Below are 19,214 nucleotides of genomic sequence, written 5' to 3' on the forward strand. Positions count from 1 at the left end.
AATTAAAATAATTAAGATTGGAGAATAAAATGGTTTTTGAAAGGGTATTAGGAAATATAAAAGATATAGAAAATATAAATAATTATCATGTAGAAAAAATTATTCTAAAAAGCGATGATTTATTAAAAAGAATAATAAGGGTTAAGTCGGATCATGGTCACGAATATGGAATATCTTTAGATAAAGGGAAAACTTTGAATAATGGGGATATTTTATTAAATGATGGTCATAATTTGGTTATAGTTCAATATGAAAGTAATGATATTTTAGTAATAAAACCAACATCTATAAATGAAATGGGAAAAATAGCTCACGCCCTTGGGAATAGACATCTACCAGCACAGTTTGAAAATGATACTATGATTGTAGAGTATGATAATTTAGTTGAAGATAAATTAAAACACGATAACATAAATTACTCTAGAGAAAATAGAGTATTAGAAAAGGCGTTTAGACATGTTGAGTTTGAACATAGACACTAAAGATACACATATATTGGAAGTTTTAAGGATAATACAATTGTGCGATTCAAATTTTCCCATAGGTTCTTTTAATCATTCTTATGGAATGGAAACTTATTTAAGAGATGATAGAGTACATAATACAGATACTTTTGCAAAATGGCTAACTACTTATTTAACAAAACAATTTATATATTCAGATGGAATGTGTATAAAAATGCTATATGAGTTGTTAGATAAAAAAGATTTTAAAGGTATTTTAGATTTAGATAGAAAAATAACTGTTCAAACCATAGCAAAAGAGAGCAGAAATGGAAATAAACTTGTTGCAAGTAGAATGATAAAAATGTTTTTAGAACTTTATAATTGTGAAGAAATAAGAGTCTATGAACATGATATAAAAAATAAAAAAGCTTTTGGTCATCCATCAATAGTTTTTGGAATGCTTATGTATAGTTTAAATTTTACTGTGAAAGAGGCAATTATATATTATATATACAGTACAATATCAACTCTTATTCAAAATGCAGTGAGAACTATTCCACTTGGTCAAAAAGATGGGCAAATTCTTTTAATGAAATTTATAGAAATTTTAGAGGAATTATATGAAATTATAAATAGGACAGAATATGATTATTTTGGAGTAAGTATACCTGGAATCGAATTATCACAAATAAATCATGAAACGTTAACCTTTAGACTTTTTATGTCTTAAAATTCATAAATATTTAAGGGAGGTTTAGGGATGAAACCAGTAATAATAGGGGTTGGTGGTCCAGTTGGGAGTGGAAAAACCCTTCTTATAGAAAGATTGACAAGAATGATAAATAATGATTATAGTTGTGCGGTTATAACAAATGATATTTATACTAAGGAAGATGCAAAGTTTATGGTTAAAAATTCCGTTTTGTCAGAAGATAGAATCATGGGAGTTGAAACAGGAGGATGTCCTCATACGGCAATTAGAGAAGATGCATCGATGAATTTTGCAGCAATAGACGAGATGAAATCTAGGTTTAAAGATTTAGATATATTGTTTTTAGAAAGCGGAGGAGATAATTTAGCTGCTACATTTAGTCCAGATTTAGTTGACTTTTCAATATATATAATAGATGTCGCTCAAGGTGAAAAAATTCCAAGAAAAGCAGGTCAAGGAATGATAAAAAGTGATTTATTTATTATAAATAAAATTGATTTAGCCCCTTATGTTGGAGCAAATTTAGATGTTATGAGAGAAGATACTTTAGCATTTAGAGGGCAGAAAGATTTTATATTTACGAATCTTAAAAATGATTCTGGAGTTTTAGAAGTATTAAGTTGGATTAAGAAAAATTGCCTTTTAGAGGGGATTTCTTAGGTTATGAAAAACGCAATAAATACAAAAAGGAAAGCGGGAGTTATAGATTTAGTCTTAGAAAGATTAAATGATAAAACAACAGCTTCTAAAAAATATTTTACAGGAGTTTTTAAATTGTCTCCCAAGATTAATATAGGTTCAGAACAAATTCCTACATATTTTTTAATGCAGTTAGGAGGAGGAGTTGTTGAAGGTGAATACTATAATATATTAGTAGAGCTAAAAAAAGATACGAGAGCGGTGCTAACAACTCAAGCTGCTAATAAAGTTTATAAATGTGAAAATGATATTGAATCTTTACAGGAAACAATAATAAGGCTTCATGAAAACAGTATATTAGAGTATATAAACGATCCTGTAATTCTTTATAAAGATGCAAAATATAAACAGGAAAATAAAATATATATGACTAAAAGTTCGACTTTAATATATACAGATGGAATAACTTCTGGATGGTCGCCAGATAAAAAAAGATTTCAATATAGAAGGGCTAGGTTGAAAACTGATATATATGTAGATGATAATCTTGTTTTATCTGATAATATGATAATAAATCCTAAAGAAGATAATGTAGAGGCTTTAGGTTTTATGGAAGGGTATAAAAATTTTGCAACGTTAATTATTATAAATAACAATATAGATGAAAAAATTATTGAAAAATTAAGGGATAAAATTAATGGATTTAATTTAGATGTAAATGTAGGAATATCTTCAATAGAAGTTAATGGATTCATAGTTAGAATAATGGGTAATTTAACTCAAGAAATAGAAAAGATAATACTGTTTTGTCATAATTATATAAGAAATAATGTATTAAAATCTGAGGATTTTATAATTAGAAAGCTTTAATCTTTATAAGAGTTAAAAAATAAGGACGTAAATTTTACGTCTTTATTTTTTAGATAATTTTAGTAAGGCATAGAGGATATTATTATTTTTAGGAGATACAAGTGCTTTCTATAAATAAATACATTTATTTTATATTTTAGGAAATACTATATATTGCATAGTATTTTAATGTTTAATTATGTGAACAATTTTTTTGACTCTTACTAATGATAATTATAATAAAATAAAATTTTAATAATTAGTTGTAGAAAAGGAGAGATTAAAATGCCTACAATAAACAATGGAGACGTAGCTTTTATGGTAGTGACTACAGTTCTTGTATTTTTGATGACACCAGGTTTAGCCTTTTTTTATGGAGGTCTCGTAGAAAAAAGAAATTCATTAACAATGATGATGTACTCATTCATTGCTATAGGAGTAGTAACTGTTATGTGGACCTTAGGTGGATTTTCATTAGTTTTTGGAAGAGATATTGGAGGATTTATAGGTGATATATCGCAATATTTTATGTTAAAAGGAGTGGATTTTACAGTAAATCCTATTTATGGTTCTAGAATACCATTTTTAATGTATTTTATGTATCAATTGATGTTTGCTATTATAACAGCGCCTCTTATGACAGGGGCTTTTGCTAATAGAATGAATATAGTTGGATGGATAAAATTTTTAGTTCTTTGGATGATAGTTATTTACTTCCCAGTAGCACATTGGGTATGGGGAGGCGGTTTTTTAGCAAAATGGGGATTTGTAGATTATGCTGGAGGAACCGTAATACATACGACAGCAGGTTTTGGAGCTTTAGCAGCAATATTATTCTTAGGAAAAAGAGCTGTTAGACCTCACAAAGGTCCTGGAAATATAGCGCTTGTACTAATTGGTGGAGCCATTTTGTTATTTGGATGGTTTGGATTTAATTCAGGAGGAGCTTTAGCAGGAGGGGAAACTGCTGCTTTAGCTTTCACAAATACTGGAATAGCTGCGGGATTTGCATCTATAGTTTGGGTTATAATAAGTTATATTAAAGAAAAGCATTTCTCGATAGTAGAATTTATAACAGGAGCTGTTGCTGGTCTTGCAACAATAACACCATGTTCAGGTTATGTAACACCACAAGGATCAGTATTTATTGGTATTATAGCAGCTGTGGCCTGTTTTATATTTGTTCATTTAGCAAAATCATTAAAATTAGATGATGCTTTAGATGTTTGGGGAGTGCATGGCATGGGTGGATTTATAGGCACTCTTTTAATAGGATTATTTGCAGTTAGTGCGGTTAATGGAATTAGTGCAAGTTTTAATCAATTCATAGTTCAACTTTATGGAGTTGTTATTGTAGCAGCATATTCATTTATACTGACATTTGTAATATTAAAAATATGCGATATGACTGGAACTATAAGGGTGAGTCCAGAAGTTCAAAAAGAAGGTTTAGATAAGAATCTTTTACATGAAAAATTTTCAGTAGAAGAATAAAGAGATTAGTATAGGCTTACGGCCTATACTAATTTTTATTAAATGATTGGGACAGGTTGTAAAGTAAATATATCGTTTGATAGTGAAAGTTGTTCATTAGCGAATAAATTGATATAATTAAGTGAAATATTTAATTATAGATAATGTTAAAATGAATTACATAATATTTTTGTACGATAGAGGTGAAATAAAATGTTAAATTTTGATTTTTATAATCCAACTAAGATAGTTTTTGGAAGAGATAGATTAAATGAATTAGATAATCTTATAAAAAAAGATGCTAAAGTGTTGATTCTTTACGGTGGTGGTAGTGTAAAGAAATTTGGAACATTAGAAAAAGTTATGAATGGTTTAAGGAATAGAAAAATTTTTGAATTTGGTGGGATAGAGCCAAATCCTAAGTATGAAACATTGATGAAAGCTGTAGAAATAGTTAAAAGAGAAAAGATAGACTTTCTTTTGGCAGTTGGTGGGGGCTCTGTAATGGATGGAACTAAATTTATAGCTCTTGCTGCATGTTATGAAGGAATTGAAGCTTCAGATATATTATTTGGAAAAGAAACTTCAGCGATAAAAAAAGCTATATCTATAGGAATGGTTGTAACTTTGCCAGCAACAGGTTCAGAAATGAATAGGGGTGGAGTTATTACATTTAATTATGGAAAATGGTCATTTTATAATGATTTAGTTTTTCCTAAATTTTCAATATTAGATCCAACACTTACTTTTTCTCTTCCAAAATCCCAAGTTGCAAATGGGATTGTTGATACATTTGTACATGTGTGCGAACAATATATGACATATCCTGTAGATGGAAGATTTCAAGACAGAACATCAGAAGGAATATTGAAAACGTTAATAGAAATTGGAAAAATTACAGTTGAAAATCCTACAGATTATAATGCGAGAGCGAATCTTGTTTGGTGTGCGACTATGGGATTAAATGGTCTTATAGGAGCTGGAGTTCCTGTTGACTGGAGTACTCATAGGATTGGTCATGAAATAACAGCTATGTTTGAAGTAGATCATGCTAAAACACTTGCAATTGTATTGCCATCTCTTTGGAATGTAACAAGAAAAGATAAACATGATAAATTAGTTCAATATGCAGAGAGAATTTGGAATATATCAAGCAGTAGTGATGATGAAAAAATAGATTTAGCTATTGAAAAAACTAGAGAGTTTTTTGAGGGATTAGGAATAAAAACTCATCTATCTGATTATGGTATACAATTTGATGAAATTGAACATTTAGTTAAAGCCTTAAAAGATCATGGCAGAATAGCATTATCAGAAACTGGAAAAATAACTTTAGATGTAAGCAGAAAAATATTAGAAGGTGCTATATAAATATCTAAATTTAATATAGAAATAATAATAATTTAAATAAACTGTATTAAAACATAATTTAGTTTTAATACAGTTTTTTATTTTGATTTTGTTGTAGTATAGTGGTAAAATATTAAAATTGCAATAAAAGTTTGATAAAATATAATCATAGATGTAGAAAAGTATTAATTATGTTTTAGGAAGAAAGGAGGAAAAATCTAAATTTTAGATTTATATGTATGGAAAACAAAACAAATAGGGCCTACGAGGTAGTAATAGAGGCTATAAAGAAAAAAATAAAAAATGGTGAAATTAAAAAGGGTGAAAAATTAAGACCAGAGAGAGAGATTGCAGAAGATTTGGGGGTTAGTAGAGCATCTGTTAGAGAAGCTATAAGAGCTTTAGATGTTATTGGGCTTATTGAAAGTAGGCAAGGTGCTGGAAATTATATAAAAGAAACATTTGAGGAATCTTTGATACAACCATTATCAGTAATGTTTTTATTAGAGCAAAATGATTTTACGGAGATAAATGAGTTTAGGTTTATATTAGAAAGTCAGGCAGCTGTTTTAGCAGCTGAGAGAATAGATGAAAAAGATATAAAAAAGTTAGAAGAATTAATAGATGAGATGAGTAAAACATCAGATGAAGAAAAAAATGTTGAAATAGATAGACAACTCCATTATATAATTGATAATGCATCTAAAAATAGAGTAATATCTAGTATATTAGCGGTAATATCAGAGCTTATTGATGAAAGTATAAAGGGAACTAGAAGTGAGTTAGCTAGAAAGGATGCACAAAATAGCAAAAAGCTTTTGGAGATACACAAAGAGTTAGTTGATGCAATGAAAAATAAAAGTAAAAAAAGAGCATATGAAGCTATGCAAAGGCATAGAGAAATTATAGAAATATAAATATATCACTAAAAAAACTATAAAGTCTTAACTTAATAAAGACTTTATAGTTTTTTTATTATTAAAAATAATGAATTTTAAGTAAATTTATCATTTATATAAAAGAAATTTAAATAAAACACTAGCCAAATACAAATAAATGTTGTACAATATGTTATGTTATTGGTCATACCAATTTGGAATAATTAAATATATCAATAGGAAGTGGGTTTATGAAATTACTTAGAGAATGTTTAATAATTTTAGTTATTTATTTTGTAGGGGAATTTATATCTAGTACATTTAAGTTATCAATACCAGGAAATATTATCGGAATGCTACTTCTTTTAGCGCTTCTTATGACAAATGTCGTTAAGGTAGAACAAATAGAAACAGTATCAAATTTCTTATTAGATCATTTAGCATTCTTTTTCTTACCAGCTGGGGTAGCACTTATAACTGCTCTTGGAATATTAAAATTAGATGGTATTCAATTAGTGATTATTGCTATAGTATCTACTTTAGTGGTAATGAGTGTAACAGCTATATTAGTTCAATTCTTCATAAAGAAAATGAGCAAAGATAAAAATGAAAATAATGTAAATGTAAGCAACAAATAATTAATCATTATGGAGTAATAGATTTTAGTATATGAAAAAAGTTATAAAAAAATAAGGAAATAAGGAGGTCGATACATATGCAAGCTTTAATTAATAACGGATTGTTTGGAATATTAATAAGTATATTAGGTTATGAAATAGGAATATTTATATTTAAGAAAACTAAAATAGTTGCATTTAATCCTCTTCTTATAGGAATCATTTTTGTTATACTAGTTTTAGTTTTTGGTCATATAAGTTATAATACATATAATTCAAGTGCAAAATTCATAAATGATATGTTAGAACCAGCAACAGTAGTTCTTGCAGTACCACTTTATAAACAAATAAAACTTTTGAAAAAGTATTTATGGTCTGTTATACTTGGCTTATTGTGTGGATGTTTAGTATCTATGAGCTTTGTTTCAGTTTTATGTTATCTTTTCGGATTTAATGCAAAACTTATTGCATCATTGATTCCAAAATCAGTTACAACACCTATAAGTTATGCTATCTCAAGTAATTTAGGAGGAATAACTTCAATTACAGTAGTATGTGTAATAATAACAGGAATTACAGGAGCAATAGTTGGTCCTACTATATTTAAATTGTTTAAGATAAAACATCCAGTAGCTATGGGAATAGCTTTTGGAACAGCATCACATTCATTAGGAACAGCAACAGCTTTTGAAATGGGAGAAATTCAAGGTGCTATGAGTTCATTATCAATAGGACTTGCGGGAATCATAACAGTTATTTTATCAACTCCAATCTACATGTTAGTATTAAAAATATTTAAGTTAAGTTAGTAATTTTAGTGACAATGGGTAAAATTTAATAAAATAGATGATAAAAAACTAAGAATAACATAGAATTCTTAGTTTTTTCTATTATTTTACTGAAATATTAAGATATTTGAATAGAATTCGTGATGATTGAGAAATATAGTTTATTTAAAGGTATCAAAATGTCGAATTTTGTAGTAATATATAATTATACAGATGTTCATATAATGTTCATATATTTTTATTTTGTTAAAGGAGAGTTGAGATGGGGCTTAACATTAAGGTTTATTTGGATTATATTTGCCCTTTTTGTTTTTTAACAACATTTTCTTTTAATGCTGCTATAAAAAATAAAGATGTAAGTGTTGAATATATACCATTTGAGATTCCTGAAGTAAAATTAGAAAATGATTTATTTAGAAAAAATTTTTGGAGCAATATATTAGAAAATACAGCTAAAAATTTTGGGCATAAAGCAAAAATACCGGATATACATAGACCAAAGAGTAAGTTTGCTTCAGAAGCTTATTATTTTGCAGATGAAAACGGCAAGGGAAAGGAATTTAATAGTAAAGTTTACGAAGCATTTTTTGAAAAGGGTAAAGATATTAACCGTATTGATGTATTATCTGAGGTGGGAAGTGAGATAGGAATAGATTCAGATGATATAAAATCAGTATTAGAAGCTAGAAAATATAAGGAACAACATGAAAAAGCTATAAAAAGAGGCAAAGAAGAAGGAATAAATGCTGTACCAACAATAATAATAGGGCATACTAAAGTTGTAGGATATAAGAGAAGAGAATTTTTTGATAGTATAATAGAAGAAGAAATTGAACGACTTAAATAGCTATATAATTAAGATTAAAACCACAAAATATTTTATAATATTTTGTGGTTAATAATATGGCTTTTTACTTTATTTTAGAGTGTTTATATGAATATGTAAAATAAAGAATTGCAGCAAATACGATGAATATTGCGAAATATATCCAAATCTTATAAGGTAAATTAAAGATTAAAAATCCACAACTAAGAGCTGCAAGTATAGGGATTAAAGGAACTAATGGTGTTCTAAATCCTCTTTTTAAATCAGGTCTAACCTTTCTAAATACTATAACTGATATAGATACTATGAAATAAGCAATTAGTAAAGCCATGTTTGAAAAATTAGCTAAAGATCCTAAATTAATAAAACCAGCTAAGATAGCGGCCACGATTCCAATAGACCATATTGATACTAGAGGAATGTTTTTAGAATTTGTTTTAGCAAATTTAGAAGGAAGTAAACCATCTCTTCCAACTGACAGCAAGACACGTGATGAACCATAAGTTTGACCAAATATAACTGCCATAGTTCCGATGACAGCACCTACTGATAAAATAGCTGCTATTTTAGTTCTTCCAACACTATTTAGGGCATAAGCTAAAGCATCGCCAGTATCAAGTTTTGAGTAAGAAGACATACCAGTTAAAATTAAGGCTACTATGATATATATTATAGTAGAAATAACTAAAGATAATATTAATGCTATTGGTATAGTTTTTTGAGGATTTTTAGTTTCTTCAGCAGCAGAGGCAGTAGTATCAAAACCAGTATAAGCAAAGAATACTGATGAAGCACCAGAAAAAACACCAGTGAATCCAAAAGGAAGGAAAGTGTTCCAATTATCAGTATTAATATAAAAAACACCTACAATTATAAAAAGAAATATAACTCCAAGTTTTATTAATACCATTAAATTATTAAATTTTTTACTTTCTTTAGTTCCAATAGATAATATGAACATTATAAATAATATTACCAGTATTCCTGGTAAGTTTACAATACCACCGTTTGCAGGAATAGTAGTTAAATATGTAGGTAAATTTATACCAAGTGCCGATAATATGTTAGTGAAATAAGCAGACCAACCAGCCCCAACGGTTGCTACTGACAATGTATAACCTAAGACTATACATAAACCTACTATATAAGCTAAAAATTCGCCCATAGAGGCGTAAACATAAGTATAAGATCCACCCGAACTTGGCAAAGTCGATGAAAACTCAGCATAACAAAGTACAATGAAAATACAAGCGATACCTGAAATTATAAAGGAAAGAGATACTCCAGGACCAGCTTCTGTTGCAGCAACAACGCCAGTTAAAACCATAACGCCAGTTCCTATAACAGCACCTATGCTCATAAGAGTCAAATCAAAAACTCCAAGAGTACGTTCTTTATGAGCTTTGTTTTCATTTAAAATATCATTTGTATTTTGCTTTCTAAAAAGATTCAAAAGACAAAACCCCCTTTTTTATTATTCAAAACAATATTAGCACTAAAATATGTTTTATTCAATTAAATTAATAATTAAAATGAAATTATCCTAACGATTTACTAAATTTATTTCTAAAATTAAATAATTTATTACAATTTACGCCTAAATACGATTTGATTTTGCTTTTTTTATAAATAATTTTAATATAGTTAAATTTTTTTTAAATGAAAGTCTAATTTTCATTTAAAAATATGTAATTAAATGTATAAATTAAAAAATATGTCTTACGAAAATGATAGAAATTTTTCAAAAGTATTGTTATACTGTATTTATAGTTAGAAATAAACAAAAAATGCTTGAAGTGGGACGACCATTTGTATTGCCAACTAAAAGGGAGATGAGTCATGTGGGAAAGAAAATATGGTCAATAATAACAAATGCGATAGCGTTAACTGTAAGAACATGTACATTTACAACTCCAGTAATGACTGAAGCTGTTGGTACTTCAAATGGAAGAAATATCAAGTTGAGTTCTAATGAATTTAAAATTAAATCATTTAATAATGATACAGATAATTGTAAAATTACTAAGGAGAAAAGTAGAAGGAAGTCAGATAATGGGGATTGTGCTGATTTTGTTAGTAATGTAAATGTTCAAGGTATAGGGGCTGAGGAGATTTTAGCAGAATTTAATTTAAATAAGGTATTGAATATCAGTTTGTCTGAAAGAAGTAACATAATAATAAAATGTTATGATAAAGATGATAGGGTACTTATTTCTAAATTTAAGTATTATGATGAGTATTTGATAGATGCTGTGGGTAGACATGCTTATGGCTTGTCTAAACCAATATTACAGTCTGGAAAATATTTTATAAAGATTAATAATAAGGATACAACTATAAATGTTCTAGATGTTGTTAAAGTTGAATTGATTTTTGTCGATTCAAGCGGAGAATCAAAGAGCATAATATTTAAAGAATAGTAGAGTTTAAATTAATAATGAAATTTTGAGAAGTAAAGGGGAAGTTATTATGAAAGATAAAAAGTTAATGGCAATGATAGCAGGAACAGCAGCTGCAGCAGGTGTTGTAGCAACTATAGCAGGGATAAGATCTGCAAAAAATTTAAAAAGCTGTTGTGAAGATGATTCTTTAAAAAATGATTCAGAAATATCAATAGAAGAATACAGTGAAGAAAGTAAAGAAAAAATAAATATAATTAATAATAAAATAGAAGAATTAAATCAAAAACAATTAGAACTTGAGGCTGAACTTGAAGCTAAAAGGGATGAAATATTAAAATTAAAAGAAGAAGTTATATTAGAAGAAGAAAAATTGAGACAATCAATAGAAGAAGCAAAAGGTGCACAACTTGAAGAGGCGGCTGATTTAAGCGAAGAGGTTGAATCTGATGAAGTTGTGGAAGAAAAAGAAGCAACTGTTGAATAAATCAATCTATATATAGTATAAGTTATCCACAATATCCACAAGATATTGTGGATAACTTTTTGTGTTAATTGAAAAAATTAATATTGATTGTAAATATAAAAATAATCTACGAGTAAAATTTTCTCGTAGATTATTTTCATTAATTTAAATACTTTAATACATAATAAATATGTTTTGTAGTTATTAAATTTTAAAGATCTTTTTTGATTAGAACAATAGCTGGAAGAACTAAATAAGCTATAAATCCAGCAATGAATCCAATAATGCTTAGTGTACTCATCTAATTCACCCCCATTCATTATAGGAGAGCGCCAAATCTTTTTATATAAAGTTTCTTTAACGCTTGAACTAATAAACATAATACTATCATTAATCCAAAGATATATAATAAGTACCAAGGTGTTATATACACCATACCCATAGCTTGACCGATGGGGGTATATGGTAGTATCCAACCAACCGCCAAAGAGGCTAGTATTGACACACTAAATAATTTTGACGGATTGCTTTGTAAGAAAGGTATTTTTTCTGTTCTTAATGCAAATAGAACGAACACAGAGTTTGATACCCCTTCAATAAACCAACCAGTTTGGAATAAAGCAGATTGAGCATCTGTTGTACAACCAAAGTAAAACCACATGGTAATAAAACAGATAATATCAAATATTGAGTTAGAAGGTCCAAATACTATAAGCATTTTTGACATTTCTTTAGCATTCCATTTTCTTGGTTTAGCAATAAGTTCTGGATCAACATTATCCCAAGCGATAAATACTTGAGTAATATCGTAAACTAAGTTTTGTACTAATAATTCAATAGGTAGCATTGGAACAAATGGTAAGAATATACCTGCCATAAGAACACTTATAGAGTTACCATAGTTGTTACTTGCGGTAATTTTTAAATATTTTGTAGTATTAGCAAAAACTTTTCTACCCTCAATAATACCTTCTTGAAGTACCATAAGATCTTTTTCTAAAAGAATAACATCAGCACTTTCTTTAGCAATTTCAACAGCAGTATCAACTGAAATACCAACATCAGATTCTTTTAATGCAATAGAATCGTTTATACCATCTCCCATAAAACCAACAACTTTGTTAGCACCTTTCAATACTCTAACAATTCTTGCTTTTTGAAGAGGATTTAATTTAGCAAAAACATTAGCCTTTAATGCTTCAGCTCTTAATTCATTATCAGACATCTTAGAAACTTCAGAACCAAGTAAAATTCCAGTTATCTTAAATCCTACTTGTTCACAAACTTTTTTAGTAACTAGTTCATTGTCTCCAGTTAGAATTTTTACATCAACACCATAGTATTCAAGTGCATCTAATGCGGCTTTAGTTGTTTCTTTTGGTGGATCTAAAAATCCTAAAAATCCTATTAAAGTCATTTCAGATTCATCTTCTAAGGCTGCAGAAGTTTTAGAAAGTTGTTTTTTAGCAAGAGCTATAACTCTCATACCTTCAAGGTTTAATTTATTTACTTTTTTCTTTAAATTAGAAATAATTTTAGAATCTATTTCTAATAATTCACCATTCATCTCTATGTATTTAGAAATATGTAACATTTCTTCAAAAGCACCTTTTGTTATTAATAAAGGCTCGTTATTTTCTTCAATTAAAACAGACATTCTACGTCTATTAAAATCAAAAGCTAAATCATCATGTTTCTTAAAATTGTTATCTAATTCTTTAGCAAGGTTTAATTCTTTAGCACGTTCTATTATGGCAAAGTCAATTACGTTTTGTAATCCATTTTGTTTTGCACTATTTAAGTAAGCATATTTAAGGACTTCATTAGAAGTGCTACCAGTTATATCAATACATTCTTCAACTCTTATATGATCATCTGTTAATGTTCCAGTTTTATCTGTACAAAGTATTTCGATAGATCCAAAGTTTTGAATTGCACCAATTTTTTTTACAACTGTTTTACGTTTAGCCATTTTTAAAGCACCTTTAGTAAGGTTTTCAGATACAATAGCAGGTAACATTTCAGGGGTTAAACCAACAGCCAGTGATGCAGCAAAAGTTAATGCATCAAAGAAACTACCTGTTTGATACCAGTCTATAACAAGAACTAGAGGAACCATTACAGCCATAAATATTAAAAGCATTTTAGAAACTTTTCTAACACTTTTATCAAATTCTGTTTCAGGGTCTGCCTCTTGTAATGAAGATTGCATAGCACCAAAATATGTATTTTGACCTGTGCCGATAACAACAGCAATAGCTGTTCCACTTACAACACTAGTTCCTAGAAGGCAAACGTTTGTATAATCTCCAATTTCTGAGCTATCAGAATTGTTTATAGTAAATTTTTGCACAGGTTCGGATTCTCCAGTCAAAGCTGATTGACTAATCATAAGATCCTTGCACTCTAAAATTTTTAAATCAGCAGGAACGATATCCCCAGTTCTTAGCTTAACTATATCTCCAACTGCTAATTTTCTGGTATCAATTTGTTCGAAATTTTTATCATTTCTTTTTACTAGACATGTATTTTTTATGTAACTTGCCAAAGCTTTTGCAGATTTTCCCGATCTATACTCTTGAGAAAATTGAATTACTCCACCTACTACTATTAATACAAGTATAATGTTGATTTGAGACCAACTTTGAGTTCCTGGAGCTACAAACACAACATTTGTAAGATAACTTATAATAGCAATTATAACTAATACAAATACAAATGGATTTATGAAAGCTTTGCAAAATTGAACTATTATTGGTTTTTCTTTATTTGGATCAGTGCTATTATCTCCGTAAGTGGATATGTTTTTCTTAATTTGTGCCTCACTCAAACCATCAAGAGATGTATTGAATTTTTTAAATAATTCTTCATTGGAAAGTGTACTATTTTCATGTATTTTTGAACTAATACGTTTGAAATTCTCTTGATCTAATTTTTGAGCTTTTTTTCTTTTTTTATCGCTCATTTTTAATCTCCTTAATAATTACGGTACAAATAATTTTAAAAATCAAATTAGATTTTACTTTATTTGTTTGATTATTTTGATAACGCTAACAAATAGCGATGCATTTTATTAGTATATAACCTCCTTTTATATAATAAAGTAATGAATAACTTATACAAGAAATGATAATTGATTATCTGTTGAAAATAAATTATCAATTAGGATTATACTATATAAATATTCTCAATTCAATAAAAATTTAAACCTTTTACATAGATTTCTTTATTATTTAATTAAATTATTAACAAAAAAACTAGTAAAAAGAAGAAATATCATATAAAAAAGAGAAAAAAATATTATGATATATATATAAGATTAATTTATTTTAGCAATTATTATAAAAATAACAATAAAAAAGTATAAAAAAAACATAAAATCAATAATAAGTAATATTTAAAACGGAATAATAATAATAATTAAATAATATAAAAAAACTAAAAAAAAATAGAGAAAAAATTAAAAAAATGTTTGAAAAAAAGTCGAATAGTAGTATAATTATAGTAAAGTTAATAATTAACTGCTAAATAGTTTGACAAATATTTGACAAACAAAGGAGGATTTTTAATATGGATACAAGAGAAGTAATAAACAAATTACATAATCAAGAAGCAAAAGAACTTAAAACTGTTAATGCCCATGGTCATGAACATGGAGCAGATGGATATGATTATATGAAAGCTGTTGCTGAGTATAAAAAAACATTCGCATCAAAGAAAGATGTAATAGAAAAGGCAGCTGATCCAGCAGTAAGAGAAATGTTATTACATATGGAGAAATTAGGAATAGATACTCCTTTTGATAGATTTGATCAACAAAAACCACAATGTAGTTTTGGTATAGCAGGAGTATGTTGTCGTATATGCACAATGGGGCCTTGTAAAATAACTGCTAAAAGTCCAAAGGGAGTTTGTGGTGCTGATGCTGACCTTATCGTTGCTAGAAATATATTAAGGACTATGGCAGGTGGTGTAGGGGCTCATGGTTCTCACGGTAGAGAAGTTATACTTGCGTTAAGATTTGCAGCAGAAGGAAAGTTAGATTTACCTATATTAGGAGAAAATATATTAAGAGAAAGTGCTCCTAAATTAGGAATAAAAGATTATGAAAAAATGTCAGTTAAGGAATTAGCTATGGCTGTTTCTGATGTTTTACTTGCTGATATGTCAAGATCTCTTCCAGATGAATATCAAACAATAAAAGGTTTTGCTCCATTAGAAAGACAAGAAAAGTGGAAAGAAATGGACATACTACCTATTTCGGCTTATCATGAAGTTTTTGAAGCATTACATAGATCAACTGAAGCAACAGATGGAGATTGGAAAAACATTATGCAACAATTTGCAAGATGTGGTCTTACATTCTTATATTCAGGAGTTGTAGCTCCAGCTATTGCAACTGATGCTTTATTTGGATTACCAAAAAGACAAACTTCAAGAACTAATATTGGTGCATTAGAAGAGGGCTATGTAAATATAGCTGTTCATGGACATTTACCAGTTCTTGTTAGCGAAATCATAAAACAAGGTAGAAGCGAAGAATTTATAAATTTAGCTAAATCAAAAGGAGCTAAAGGAATTAAATTCTATGGAATTTGTTGTACAGGCCTTTCATCAATGTATAGATATGGTGATGTAGTTCCACTATCTAATTCAGTTGGAGCTGAACTTGTACTTGGTACTGGAGCATTAGATTGTTGGATTGCTGATGTACAAGATGTATTCCCAGGAATTATGGATGTTGCTAGATGTTTTAAAACTACAGTAATTACAACAAGTGATTCTGCAAGACTTCCAGGGGCAGAGCATTATGCTTATGACCATTATCATTCAAATATAGGTGAAACAGAAAACTTAGCTAAGAAAATAATGACAAGAGCTATTGAAAGTTATGCAGAAAGACGTGATGTACCAGTTCATATACCACAATATGAAGTTGAGGCAGAGGTCGGATTTACTTCTGAATATGTAAAAGAGAGATATGGCGGAAGCATGAAACCACTTGCTGATGCAGTTAAAAGTGGTAAAGTGTTAGGTATAGTTAACCTAGTTGGATGCTGTAATCCAAGAGTTGTTTATGAAAGAGCAGTTGTTGATGTTGCTACAAAATTGCTTGAAAATAATATCCTTATATTAACAAATGGTTGTGCATCATTCCCATTATTAAAAACAGGAATGTGTGCTGTTAAAGCTCAAGAATTAGCAGGAGAAGGATTAAGAAGTATTTTAGGAGATGACCTTCCACCAATATGGCATGTTGGAGAATGTGTTGATAACACAAGATCAACTGAAATATTTGCAGGAGTTGCTGGTGAACTTGGATTAGAAATGAAAGATATGCCTTATGCAATGTCAAGTCCAGAATGGGCAAATGAAAAAGGATTGGGAGCTTCATATTGCTTTAGACTTATGGGAATTAACACATACCATTGTGTATATCCACCAGCTCATGGTTCACAAAATGTAATGAATTATATTTTAGATTCAAGTAAAACTTTAGGTTCAACTATGAATGTTGAGGTAGACCCACTTAAATTAGCTGATAAAATAATAGAAAATATGAAGAACAAGAGAAAAGCGTTAGGTTGGGATAAATAATATTGAATAAATAGGATATTCCTTATAATTGTTAAATAGATAGACAGGAAGAATTTTTAATAAGATCTTCCTGTTTTTTTACTTTCATCTAAAATTAGCAGATAAATAAAAAGTAAAATTTAAAATGTAATTGTATGTCTTAATAATTATACAAAAGTGCTGTATAATAGTTTTTAGCATTATAAAGAGGAGGGAATTAAAAGATAAAGCTATCTTTTAACAGTCATGAGAAGTAATAAAGTAGATTTTTATATAAAAAAATATATACAAAAGTATAAATATGAATTGTTTATAATAATAATTTCTATTTTAGCTATTTTTATTAGATGTATGTTTTTTAATGTTGTAAGTGGAGATTATAAATATTTTTTAGAAGGGTGGTTTAATACATTAAAGGCGAATGGTGGGATATTTGCCATAAAAGATCATATAGGAAATTATACAGCACCATATATGCTAATATTAGGGATTTTAACTTACATTCCAATTAACAGTTTATACACTATAAAAATTGTTTCAATAATATTTGATTTTATTGGCGCGTTTGTAGGAGCTCGTATAGTATATAAATTTTGCAAAAATGAAAAATATAAAAAACTTTTAAGTCTTTGTACATATGCAACAATATTATTTAGTCCTACAGTTATATTAAATAGTTCAGCTTGGGGACAATGCGATATGATTTATGCGACCTTTGTATTGGCTTCATTATTATTCTTATTTGATAAAAAGTATACTAAGACATTTATATTTTTAGGCATTGCTTTTTCATTTAAGCTTCAAACAATATTTATTTTACCTTTATATATAATTTTATATTTAAAAGGTGAAGATATGTCTATATTAAACTTTTTTATTATACCTATAACGGTGCTTGTTGTAAATATACCAGCTCTTTTGCTAGGAAGACCTATTGAAACATTAATAACACAATATATGACACAGGTTGGGCAATACAAAGAATTGACTATGAACCTTACCAATATATATACTTTTGTTCCTAACTATTATAAAGTGTTTTCAACAGCTGGAATAATATTTACTATATTTATTTTTGCAATGCTTACAATGTTTATTTTAAGTTATAAGTTTGCAATAAATAATAAAATAATTTTACAAATATCGATACTTTCAATATTAATTTGCAATTACTTTTTACCTTCTATGCATGAAAGATATATATATATAGCAGGAATTTTAGGAATAATTTATTTCTTTATAGATAGGAGAAAATGGTATATACCTCTTGGGATAATTTCAATATCATTTTTTTGTTACATAAATTATTTATTTGATTATTTGATGTTTCCTAAAGTAATAATGGCTATTGTATTTCTTTTGATTATTATTAAATTAGCGATAGATTTAGTGAAAAATATAATTACAGAAGGAAGTAAAGAGATTTGTTAAAAACAAAATGGTTAGAAAAATCTTTCTAACCATTTTTAGTATAATTTATCTTCACTAACTAGCAATCTTAAACTAATATTTAATCATTAGTAAAGTGTAATATTTTATAATATATCAATTAATTTAAATTTATTGGAATTCAAAGTTAAGTAAAATTAAAGTTTATGCACAAAGAAATCTATTTAAATAACATTGCATTTTTGGCTTTAATACACCTGTATTTTCTTTTGCTTTAAACCCAGAAGTTTGATTATCTATGGCATAGCCAACTTTAATAATTACACAATCATCATCAGTATAACTTAATAAAAATCCAATATCTGATGTGTAGCTTAATTTTAAATCGCCAATATCAGCAGAGTTATTATTATTAAATATTTTATTTCCGTCTAATAAATAAATATCGTCGCCAAAACCAATTTTTTTATAAGCAAATGGGATAAATATATCTTTATTTTCATTAGTAAATAATTCTATATATGAGTTGATTATATCATTTCTATTAAAACCATAATCACTAAGACTTTCATTTTCATTTAAATATTTTTCCTTGAAATCATTTTCTACTGATTTTATAGAACTTTCTAATAAACCACTTAAATTTAATTGTGATAGCCTTACCATTTTTTCTTTCATGTAAATTACCCCCATCTTAAAAAGTATATTTTAGAAAAAAATATTTTTAAAACAAATTTATCTAAAAAATGTTTGTTAATACCATTATATAAAAAAAAAACTAATTGTCAAAGGTTAAATGTTAATA

The 19,214-nt window shown here is 27.9% G+C and carries 17 protein-coding genes; 14 read left to right on the forward strand and 3 right to left on the reverse strand.

The features are described 5' to 3' along the window. The first annotated feature begins 29 nt into the window (after positions 1–29). The 10 genes from HH195_RS01115 to HH195_RS01160 all read left to right on the forward strand — a co-directional run bounded on the left by HH195_RS01115 (position 30) and on the right by HH195_RS01160 (position 8,599). Positions 30–482 (forward strand): urease accessory protein UreE, encoded by a 453-nt coding sequence (locus tag HH195_RS01115; protein ID WP_196371267.1) that lies wholly within the window; start codon positions 30–32, stop codon positions 480–482. After that, entirely contained in the window at positions 457–1,176 is a 720-nt protein-coding gene (locus tag HH195_RS01120; protein WP_196371268.1) for an urease accessory protein UreF, read from the forward strand. Before HH195_RS01115 ends, HH195_RS01120 begins: the two co-directional genes overlap by 26 nt. Positions 1,177–1,206: 30 nt before the next feature. Beyond that, positions 1,207–1,818, forward strand: coding sequence for an urease accessory protein UreG (gene ureG, locus HH195_RS01125; RefSeq protein ID WP_196371269.1), 612 nt, complete (start codon positions 1,207–1,209; stop codon positions 1,816–1,818). Positions 1,819–1,821: 3 nt separating this feature from the next. Next, positions 1,822–2,667: an urease accessory protein UreD gene (locus tag HH195_RS01130; protein WP_196371270.1), complete on the forward strand. Its 846-nt coding sequence runs from the start codon at positions 1,822–1,824 to the stop codon at positions 2,665–2,667. 264 nt (positions 2,668–2,931) lie between these two features. After that, the gene (locus tag HH195_RS01135) at positions 2,932–4,140 is read left to right on the forward strand and encodes an ammonium transporter (protein ID WP_196371271.1); all 1,209 of its coding nucleotides are present in this window, start codon (positions 2,932–2,934) and stop codon (positions 4,138–4,140) included. Between the two features lie 192 nt (positions 4,141–4,332). Further along, positions 4,333–5,490 (forward strand): iron-containing alcohol dehydrogenase, encoded by a 1,158-nt coding sequence (locus HH195_RS01140; RefSeq protein WP_196371272.1) that lies wholly within the window; start codon positions 4,333–4,335, stop codon positions 5,488–5,490. 218 nt (positions 5,491–5,708) lie between these two features. After that, the gene (locus tag HH195_RS01145; protein WP_055259774.1) at positions 5,709–6,386 is read left to right on the forward strand and encodes a FadR/GntR family transcriptional regulator; all 678 of its coding nucleotides are present in this window, start codon (positions 5,709–5,711) and stop codon (positions 6,384–6,386) included. A 212-nt stretch (positions 6,387–6,598) separates the two neighbouring features. Further along, positions 6,599–6,985: a CidA/LrgA family protein gene (locus tag HH195_RS01150; protein ID WP_055259772.1), complete on the forward strand. Its 387-nt coding sequence runs from the start codon at positions 6,599–6,601 to the stop codon at positions 6,983–6,985. A gap of 77 nt (positions 6,986–7,062) precedes the next feature. Further along, a complete protein-coding gene (locus HH195_RS01155; protein WP_196371273.1) occupies positions 7,063–7,773 on the forward strand; it encodes an LrgB family protein in 711 nt (236 codons plus the stop codon). Between the two features lie 241 nt (positions 7,774–8,014). After that, complete coding sequence (locus HH195_RS01160) at positions 8,015–8,599, forward strand: DsbA family oxidoreductase (RefSeq protein ID WP_196371274.1); 585 nt, start codon at positions 8,015–8,017, stop codon at positions 8,597–8,599. Between the two features lie 64 nt (positions 8,600–8,663). Here HH195_RS01160 and HH195_RS01165 read toward each other — a convergent pair whose 3' ends face one another. Next, positions 8,664–10,031 carry an APC family permease gene (locus tag HH195_RS01165; protein WP_055259766.1) on the reverse strand — a complete coding sequence of 456 codons (1,368 nt, stop codon included), beginning with the start codon at positions 10,029–10,031 and terminating at the stop codon, positions 8,664–8,666. A 274-nt stretch (positions 10,032–10,305) separates the two neighbouring features. Between HH195_RS01165 and HH195_RS01170 the strand changes: the two genes are divergently transcribed. Beyond that, positions 10,306–10,998: a hypothetical protein gene (locus HH195_RS01170; protein ID WP_196371275.1), complete on the forward strand. Its 693-nt coding sequence runs from the start codon at positions 10,306–10,308 to the stop codon at positions 10,996–10,998. Between the two features lie 49 nt (positions 10,999–11,047). After that, a complete protein-coding gene (locus HH195_RS01175; protein WP_196371276.1) occupies positions 11,048–11,464 on the forward strand; it encodes a hypothetical protein in 417 nt (138 codons plus the stop codon). Between the two features lie 298 nt (positions 11,465–11,762). Here the strand turns inward: HH195_RS01175 and mgtA are convergent, their stop codons facing one another. Further along, positions 11,763–14,408 (reverse strand): magnesium-translocating P-type ATPase, encoded by a 2,646-nt coding sequence (gene mgtA / locus HH195_RS01180; RefSeq protein ID WP_196371277.1) that lies wholly within the window; start codon positions 14,406–14,408, stop codon positions 11,763–11,765. A gap of 605 nt (positions 14,409–15,013) precedes the next feature. Between mgtA and cooS the strand changes: the two genes are divergently transcribed. Beyond that, positions 15,014–17,041, forward strand: a complete 2,028-nt coding sequence (gene cooS / locus HH195_RS01185; RefSeq protein ID WP_196371278.1) for an anaerobic carbon-monoxide dehydrogenase catalytic subunit — start codon at positions 15,014–15,016, stop codon at positions 17,039–17,041. Positions 17,042–17,266: 225 nt separating this feature from the next. Further along, positions 17,267–18,451 carry a hypothetical protein gene (locus HH195_RS01190; RefSeq protein WP_196371279.1) on the forward strand — a complete coding sequence of 395 codons (1,185 nt, stop codon included), beginning with the start codon at positions 17,267–17,269 and terminating at the stop codon, positions 18,449–18,451. A gap of 162 nt (positions 18,452–18,613) precedes the next feature. Here the strand turns inward: HH195_RS01190 and HH195_RS01195 are convergent, their stop codons facing one another. Beyond that, positions 18,614–19,087, reverse strand: coding sequence for a hypothetical protein (locus tag HH195_RS01195; RefSeq protein ID WP_196371280.1), 474 nt, complete (start codon positions 19,085–19,087; stop codon positions 18,614–18,616). Positions 19,088–19,214: the final 127 nt, after the last annotated feature.

It is taken from the genome of Candidatus Sarcina troglodytae, from assembly GCF_015708635.1.
In the GTDB taxonomy this organism is placed as follows: domain Bacteria; phylum Bacillota; class Clostridia; order Clostridiales; family Clostridiaceae; genus Sarcina; species Sarcina ventriculi.